The sequence below is a fragment of the Accumulibacter sp. genome (genome assembly GCF_016789985.1).
GTDB lineage: Bacteria > Pseudomonadota > Gammaproteobacteria > Burkholderiales > Rhodocyclaceae > Accumulibacter.
Genome location: NZ_JAEUOL010000070.1, coordinates 1 through 6,135 on the forward strand (window position 1 = coordinate 1; position 6,135 = coordinate 6,135).

Sequence of the window (6,135 nt, forward strand, 5' to 3'; positions counted from 1 at the left end):
TGTCCTGGTTCACCCACCACAGACTGCTTGAACCGATTGGATATCTTCCCCCTGCCGAAGCTGAAGAAAACTACTATCGGCCATTCGCCCGTCAGGCCACCACCCCGGCCTGACTTAACCCAACGGGCCTCCACGAAACCCGGGGCGATTCATTCGGGGACGGGCCGGCAGGATGACGGTCCCGTAGTGGTGGGCAAATTCGGCAGTAGCCCGGTTGAGTTCCGGCTCGTAGCGATCCGGTCGGGCCACCAGCGCCCGGGGATTGTCCGGTACAATGAGCGCCGGCCCGCCGCCGATGAACTGTAGTGCCCGGTTCAGTCCGGTCAGCCAGTCGGCCTGGGTCTGGCCCGGGGGGTGCAGGCGAAAGTGTAGCTGGAGGCCCCCAGCACCGCCACGAAGATGCTGGCCGGATGAATTTCCCCGGTGGCGGCATCGATGATCGGCACCGTCGGGCCGGCATAGTCGGCAAAGAGCTTCTCCCCGGCGCGGTGGATCTGGCGCATGGCGCGCTTCAGCTTGGCTGCCCAGTTCCGGTAGCGGGTGCCGAAGGCTGGGTATTGGTAGCCCCGCTCGCCGACCGCTTCTCGGTACTCTTCCCAGAGCAGCGTCAGGGTGACGCCCTTCTTCAGTTCCTGATGGACCCGGGCGTAGTCCGGTTCGGCAAAGCTCGGCTCACGGGCGGCGACCGGCCGGTAGAGCAGCTTCTCCAGCCCGCGGTCGTCCAGGTCGTCCGGCAAGGGCCAGGCCAGCGGCGCCAGCCAGCCGGAGATACTTGGCCACCACGCCCTTGGAAATGTTGAGTGCCCGGGCGATGGCATCCAGGCTCAGCCCGGCACTGTGGCGGTATCGAAGTACGTCTCGTATCTTGCGCATGGATAGTCTTTCCTGCGGCATCCTCGTTTACTTTCCAAAAAAGCGACGAGGCTACCTTCAACTATCCATACAGCATCCCTCGCATCGGTCACGTTCCCGCGAAATTACCGGTCACGATGGCCCGAAATACACAGCATCGCCACACGCTACGACAAACTCGCCAAGTCGTTCCTCTCCTTCATTCATCTTGCAGGCGCCTTCGTCTGGTTGGCTTAATTGAGAACAGCCCCTAGGATTCCAGACTGCACGCAGACTAAGCGGCGGCCGGCGGAGAGCGAGGAGTCTCCCCCCGACTGCCTCCTCAAGGGTCGCGCTGCTGCTGCCGGAAGTCCTCGGCAAAAGCCGTCGCATCGGGAAAGAACTCCAGAAAATCCTGCTCGAAGCCGTCATAGTCCCGCAGCAGTTCGCTGCCCGCCCCGCCCAGGGTATTGGCCCGGCGCAGGCGGCGCGCGGCGATGCCGTCCAGCGCCCGGGCAATCGCCGCCGGCTGACGATAGCCGGCCAGCCAGTCGTCGTGCTGCATTCGGGGCAGCAACCGCGCCAGGCGGGTAGGCAGGCAATGCTGGCCGAGCAAGGCGTAGACCGCTGCCGTAAACTCCTCGAGCGTCTCGCCGGAAAAGCGCGACCAGTGCGCGGCGAGAAAGTGATCGTAGAACAGATCGACGATGATCCCGCTGTAACGCCGACGTTGGGCGCTCACCCGCTGCCGACTGCGCCGGAACGCCGGGTGTGCATCGGCAAAGCTGTCGATTCGCCGATGCAGCCGTATGCCCAGCAGCACTCCCTCGCCGAACTCCTCGCCAGCCGCCAACAACGGCCCCTTGACGAAATCGCCGAGCAGACCGCCCAGTCGATGCTCCGCTTGCGGCCCGGCGAGCAGGGCATGCGCCAGGTAATTCACGGCGACCGTGGCGGCGGCCCGCTGTCCTCTGGCACCACCCGGCCGCCCACCAGGCGCAGATGTGCTCCTGGCGCCGGGGCCAGACGCAAGAGCAGCAGCTCGCTAGCGAGCAGCGTCACCTGGCCCGGGCGACGATTGTTGCCGGTATCGCTGTACTCGAAGTCATAAACCCGCCTCAGACGCAGTCTGCCCACGTCATCGCGCGCCGGGCGCAGTCCGACCAGAGCGACCGTATCATCGAGCAGCAGGAGGTCTTCGGCCACACAGGCGGCGCGCGCAGCGCGCAGCGCCGCGGCACGCGCCTGGAAACTGTCGAACCAGAACCACGCCGCAGCCAGCAGCAGCAGCAGACTGACGGTCTCCATCCAGGGAATCATCACTTCCTCCAGGCGTAGCAAGCAGACGCGGTACACTGGCGAACCCCCGGCAGGCAGTGCAGACAGCGGGAAGACGCTGACGCATCACCAGTGGGTCATGCCGGTTCGGGCTATCGCCGCCCACTCGCCAGGTAATGGTCCAACACCTGGTCGAGATAGTCGTCGGGAGCAGGGACGCTCAAACCTGCCTGCGCCAGCAGCTCCTGCGTCCGCTGGTTGGCGAAGGTCTGGTCAGTGGCCAGGTAGTCGAGGAATACCGGCAGCGTCTTCACCGCCCGCCGCGCCTCGGCCGGCATCAGGAAAGCGGCCCCGGTCAGGAGGGCACTGAAGACCGGGGTCGGCAGGCCGATCAACGGCGGCAGCCGACGGCCGGCCCGCGTAAAGGCACTGCGCACGCGTTCGCGCAAGGGGTCGAGGGCCAGCGCCAGGGCGGGTCCCGAGCAGGCATGGATGATCCGCCCGCAGCTCACCGGTGTCGCACTCGACCAGGCAATCACCCGGGCGACATGGTCGGCTGGAATGACGTCGAGCCGCACGCCAGCAAAGCGGGGACATAGACCGCAGGTACGCCGGCCCGACAGGAACTCGCACAGATGGTAGAACACCTGGAAATGAATGATGCGGCCATCGCGGCTGTCGCCGACGACCATGCTCGGCCGATGTACGGTCAGCGGCAGCCCGCTTTCGACCGCCCTGCGCACCACGTCTTCGGCTTCGGCCTTGGCTTGCTCATAGGTATTGTGAAAGTTTCTCGGCTCGCTCAGCCACTCTTCCGGAACCCTGCGGTACGTGCGCCCACCAACGCCGACCGTGCTGACGAATTCGACCTTCTCGAGCTGCGCGCAGGCACGCGCCAGGGCCACGACCTGCCTTGCCGAGCCGACCGACGAGCGGCGCGCCTGCTCGAGCGGCAGGTTCATGCGCACGTTGCCGGCCGAATGGACGATGCGCGTGCAATGCGCGGAGAGCCGACGGTATTCGGCGGCATCGAGACCGAAGTCCGGCAGGCTGGTATCGCCGCGCCAGGCCCGGAGGCGCTGCCCGAGCGCGACATCATGCGGATCGAGCTGCCAGAAGCGATACAGTTCCGCCATCCGCCGCGCCAAGTCGTCGGCCGATTCGGCACGCAGCAGCAGCGTCAGCTCCGCCTGCGGGTCCTGCAGCAGGATCGGAACGAGCGCGCTGCCGATCGCCCCCGTCGCACCGGTAATGAAATAGTTACTCACGGGCTGCAGAGGAAGGTCTGGCGGTCGGCACTCCAGGCCTCGAAGCGAGCGCCGTGTGCGCCATCGATGTGGGCATAGAGCTCCTGCAGACCGAGCGCGTGACTTGCCTCGATCGCATGCCGGCGCAGTTTCAGGTTGGCGGTCAGCTCGCCGCCGCCAATCGTCAGCGGCTGGGTGCTGATCATCAGTCCGGCCGGACGCTGGTAGGCGGGCAGTGCGTGGCTGGCCGCCGCCACCCGCCGGCGCAGGTCGACAAACGAGTTCGCCTGCCCCGCTTGCCAGATCGCCTCCCCGAGCACCAGCAGCGCGACCGGCTGTGGCCGCCGCGCGCCGAAAACGACGATGTGTTCGAGCTGCGCCACCTGCTGCAAGCAGCTCTCGATTGCGGTGGGTGCAATGCGGCGCCCGGTCGAAGTCTTGAAAATCTCCGATTTCCGGCCGATCAGGCTGATGAATCCGTCGCCATCGATACTGGCGAAGTCGCCGGTCGCCAGATAGCCGTCGGCATCGAGCGGGCTGGCCGAAGAGGCGTCGCCAAGGTAGCCGGAGAATACGCCCGGGCCACGCACCAGCAGTTCGCCATCGACCGCCAGTCTGATTTCGCTGCCCGGCGCCGCCCGTCCGACGGTACCGAAACGAAAACGATCCGGCCGGTTGATCGCCATCGGGATGACGTTTTCACTGACGCCATAGGCCTCGAGAACCAGCAGACCGATGGCGTGGAAACGTTCGAGCAGCCACCCCGGCATTGGCGCCGAGCCGCTGACCATGAAACGCAGGTTGGTGCCCAGCACGCCGCGCAGGCGCTGCAGTACCAGCCGGTCGGCCACGGCAAACTGCAGTCTTGCGCCAAACCCTTCGCGCCGCCCGGCGCGGCCTGCCGCGGCATGCCGGTCGCCGACGCGCAACGCCCAGTGCACCAGCGCCTGCTGCCAGGCCGGCTGCTGCGCGATCACCTGCTCGATCCCGGCATACAGTTTCTCGTAGAAACGTGGCACACCGATGAACAGGTGCGGCGCGATGGTCCCGACGTAGCGCATGATCTCGCGTGGGTCACTGACGTAAAAGGTTTGCGCGCCCCGCCCGATGGCACTCAGGTTGATCATGCGCTGAAAGAGATTGGACAGCGGCAGCCAGCAGGCCAGACGGCTGCCTGGCCCGACCTGCGGGAAAGCGGACAGGTTGGCGGAGGCGGCAAGACACATCTGCCGATGGCTGTATTCGATACCGCGTGGCTCGCCGGTCGTCCCGGAGGTGAAAATGATCGTCGCCGGCGCGTCCGGCTGCGCCTGATTCCACTCTTCGCCGGGCATCGCTTGGCCGAGCAGTGCGGCGAGCGGCTCGACGTCTTCCGTACCGGCCGCTTCGAGGCAGACAACGAAGCGCAGCCGCTGACGCACCGCCTGATCGAGCTTGTCGAGCAACGACGGTTGCGCCAGCAGCAGCCCGGCAAAATTGCAGCGGCGCGCAATCTCCCGGATGTGCTCGTCGGGCGCATGGGGATCGAGTCCTACGGCGACGCCCCCCGTTGCCAGAATGCCCAGTTGCGCAAAATCCCACTCGGGACAACTCGGCGCCATGATGCCCACCCGCTCGCCGGGCAGCAGGCCGCGTTGACGGAAACCGTGACCGAGCGCCGCCACTGCCTGTTCGTAAGCTCGCCAGGTGCGGCCCACCCATCGTCCATCGGGAGCGGTGTGCCAGAGCGCCGTTTCATCAGGTGTCAGCGCGCTGCGTGCCCGCAGCAGGCCGGGCACGGTCCAGCCGCTGGCCGCGAGCACGGGATCCACCGCCATCACCTCGCTCACGCCATAACCTGGCAGATGCCGGAGCGGGCGCGGCTCATCGCGGCTCGATCACCGGATCGTAGGCGCCGCGCGGGCGGGTAATGCGCAACTCGTCGGCGTTCAGGTCGAGCCATTCCAGACTGCGTGTCACCTCCTTACCAGGACCGAGTCGCCGACGGATCAGGAAATCGACCACCGGCCCCATTGCGCGCCAGTAGTTGAGGTTGGCCTTGCCGTGACGGATCAGCGTCGAGAACTCGGGGGCATAAGGATTGTAGCCGAAGGTACGCAGGTCGGAATACATCAACAACCAGTTGATCGGATAGTTACTGTGGATCGGGCTGGCATGCTTGTGCGACGCGACCAGTCCCTCGTCGACCACCTTGCGCATGATCTCTTCCTGATTGTAGGTCCAGGCATGGAAGGGGGCAAGGTAGCGCGGAAACTCGGTGCCGCGCGGGTAGGATTTCGGGTTGTAGAAGCGTGCCAGTTCCTCGGCGCTGAACTCGCCGCATCTGGCCAGTTCCGGTGGGGTCCAGTCGGTGTCGCAGATCAGTTGCCGAGAAAACTCGTAGCGCATGCGCTCCGGCTCGGGCTGGCCGGGCGAGTAGCCGGCGAGCACCAGCGGAATGCCCTTCTGGATGGCCAGCCGGATCGCATCGCCCTCGAACAGGGGGGCGTAAACGTAGGAGAGGGTGTACACCGCACCACGCTCCTCCTGATTGCGCAGCAGGTAACGGAAGGTCTTGCGGTAGAAGGCAGCCGACGGCGAGTAGCTGAGGTGATCGATGTTGAGCTTGCCGAGGGCACGCCTGATATTGTCCCAGGCCAGCGGCGGGATGTTGATATCCACCGTGAAGGCGAGCACCCTCAGCTTGAGTTCGACACTCAGGCGATGAAGCAGATAGACACTGTCCTTGCCCCCACTGAGCGGAACCAGGCAATCATATTCGCCGCGACCTCGACAGTCG

6 protein-coding genes are annotated in these 6,135 nt (G+C 65.7%); all 6 read right to left on the minus strand.

Going from position 1 to position 6,135, the window contains the following annotated elements; translation table 11 throughout:
• Positions 1-323 precede the first annotated feature (323 nt).
• Positions 324-737, minus strand: coding sequence for a hypothetical protein (locus tag JNK99_RS04195; RefSeq protein WP_291849066.1), 414 nt, complete (start codon positions 735-737; stop codon positions 324-326).
• A 437-nt stretch (positions 738-1,174) separates the two neighbouring features.
• Positions 1,175-1,774, minus strand: a complete 600-nt coding sequence (locus JNK99_RS04200) for an ACP phosphodiesterase (RefSeq protein WP_291849068.1) — start codon at positions 1,772-1,774, stop codon at positions 1,175-1,177.
• Entirely contained in the window at positions 1,771-2,151 is a 381-nt protein-coding gene (locus JNK99_RS04205) for a DUF3301 domain-containing protein (protein WP_291849072.1), read from the minus strand. Before JNK99_RS04205 ends, JNK99_RS04200 begins: the two co-directional genes overlap by 4 nt.
• A 110-nt stretch (positions 2,152-2,261) precedes the next feature.
• Entirely contained in the window at positions 2,262-3,377 is a 1,116-nt protein-coding gene (locus JNK99_RS04210; RefSeq protein WP_291849075.1) for an SDR family oxidoreductase, read from the minus strand.
• On the minus strand, positions 3,374-5,185 hold the full coding sequence (locus tag JNK99_RS04215; protein ID WP_291849078.1) for an AMP-binding protein: 1,812 nt from the start codon (positions 5,183-5,185) through the stop codon (positions 3,374-3,376). The genes JNK99_RS04210 and JNK99_RS04215 overlap by 4 nt, the downstream gene beginning before the upstream one ends.
• 34 nt (positions 5,186-5,219) lie before the next feature.
• A partial coding sequence (locus JNK99_RS04220) for a hypothetical protein (RefSeq protein WP_291849080.1) occupies positions 5,220-6,135 on the minus strand: 916 nt, incomplete at its 5' end.